Annotated in this window: 2 protein-coding genes; both read left to right on the top strand. The window is 43.8% G+C overall.

Going from position 1 to position 2,235, the window contains the following annotated elements:
* The coding region (locus ACM5QX_RS29420) for a hypothetical protein (RefSeq protein WP_414756737.1) at nt 1–1,078 on the top strand (1,078 nt) is incomplete at its 5' end.
* A gap of 12 nt (nt 1,079–1,090) precedes the next feature.
* A partial coding sequence (locus tag ACM5QX_RS29425) for an SMI1/KNR4 family protein (RefSeq protein ID WP_414756738.1) occupies nt 1,091–2,235 on the top strand: 1,145 nt, incomplete at its 3' end.

Consider the following 2,235-nt stretch of genomic DNA (forward strand, 5'->3'; position numbering starts at 1 on the left):
CAATGAACCGATTTGTTTATGGCATCCAGGGAGTTATTATCCGATGTACGGTATTCCCTATGGAACTGCATTGAAGGTGATACAAGTTGCCCAAAATTGGAGCAATCTGCAAGAAATCGAGGGAATTGAACTGCTCAATGAAACCCAGTGGAATTTACGCTTTGCGTCTGCTGCGAGTCCTACTCAACCCTTACTAATTCCCCAGATTTTGTCTGAGATTGAGGAAGTTGCGAGTATATATCTACTATTTTTTGCAGAACAAGCACGCTTATATACACCCAACCAGGTTGCTGCAATTAGATATGAACTGCTGCATCAGATGGCGATCGCCAACCTACTCAACCGTGAAATCTCGCCAGAAATTCTTGCTCGTCTAGTTGCTTATCCAAATCTGCAACGCTGCGTCATTCAAGCTGAAAAGCTATGGCGTTATTTAGATGGTGCTTCTGTGAGCCAAGAAAAAAATAGTTTGTGTTTAGATTGGATGTTTTTTGATCCACCACTACCTCAACCTGACTTTCATCAGCTTTGCTTACAGCATTTTCAAAAAGCAAAATTGCAGTACCCGTATACAATTCCCTTTGAAGCCGATGGGAAGCAATATCGACTGGTGACAGGAAATGTGTATCACAATGCGCTCGCCTTGTTAACGGTTTTAGAAATTACGATGCCGATAAATGCGAATACCTTATTTACCAACGTGAATGAACCGACGTACCTAGAGTTAGTTCTCTGGGCTTCGCTGGAATCCTGCTTACCTCCCGTCGAAGATTGGGAGATGTCTGTTGATTGGAGAGGACGAGAAGATGAGTTGGTAACTTTAGGAACAGATCCTTCCTTACCAAAAGCTGAATTTTTCTTGAACTGTTTAGCATCTCACCTGGCAAGACTCTGGCAAAATGGGGAGCGAACGGCGTTGAAAAAAGGATTGCTTCCTTTGCACAGTTATTTCCCAAAGGAAACCTACTTTCTCTACTGTCGAGGTCAGATGCTACTATCCGGGGAACTGCGATTTAACTATGGGGAATGGTTTGATGGGGGCTTCCTCCGGCTTTTTCGGGCAGAACAAGCGAAGTAATAATCATACCAAATGGTAAGAGGTGAGTGGATGTGGGAAGTCAGATATCTGAATGCAGAGTTACTCGATCTTAAACTTTGGGGTGAAGGTTGTAGCCTGTATCAGATTCGCTCCTTCGGTGATGATGAGATTTGCTTGATTCAAACAGATGATAACTGGCAAGTCGTTTATACCGAGCGTGGTGCGGTTCAACAACTGCTGTTTGAATTTACGGATGAGGCTGAAGCTTGTGAGTTTATGTATCGGGAGATTAAGAGAATCAAGCATCCCCATCTTGTGGGGCTATTTCCGACTGATGCTGAGGCAGAGCAATTGTGTCAGGCATTGACTCAGTTAGAAATTCAGTTCTCTCACGACCCGCAAGGAAGGGTGAGAGTGTACGATCAAGACATTTTTACAGTGGAGCGTCATTTCGGTTGCCAATTACCTCTGCGAAAATGGTTAAGCGTTCCCGAACGAATTCACGTTACCCTCGCTCGATTGCGAAAATTCGATCCATGCAATCGCTATGCCCAAATTACGACTAATCCGCCAATTGGTTCTGAAGCAAAGTTGAGCGCGTTAGAAGCACAACATGGAATTAAACTACCTGACATTTACAGAACGTTTTTGCTAGAAGTTTGCAATGGTGGCAATTGGGAACGGCTGGGACATTACTGGTCGGCTGAGGAAGTTATGGCAAACAATTCTGCGGAACTATGGAATCAGCCTTTACCTGAGTTCCTCGCAAAGTTGAAAGCAGCAAAGTCGGGGGATTGGCTCAAAAATCCAGAAAATCGGCAATATCCAGGGTTGTTACGAATCGTCGATGGGGATAATCCTGTGCGGGATTTGTTTCTCACCCAGGAAGGATACGAGGTGGAGATTCAGGGGGATTGGATTCGTTTTTGTGAGTTTTCCCCAGAACAATGGCTCAAGGATTTTCTAGATGATATTCAAGAAGGGTTATCTACAATTGAAGGATTACTGGCTTTTCTTCGCTCTGGGAAATTAGTTCGAGATTACCCATACTTGCTCACTGTAAATGTTGCCAGACTCCTTGCAGAAACCATTGGACTTAATATCGATCCTGAACTCACAAATGAGCAAGTGAGGATGAGCGATGAAATAGATTATAAAATCAACCAATGGCGAATTGAGAATATGGGTAAGATGCG

Source organism: Anabaena sp. CCY 9910 (genome assembly GCF_963920875.1).
Taxonomy (GTDB): domain Bacteria; phylum Cyanobacteriota; class Cyanobacteriia; order Cyanobacteriales; family Nostocaceae; genus Trichormus; species Trichormus variabilis.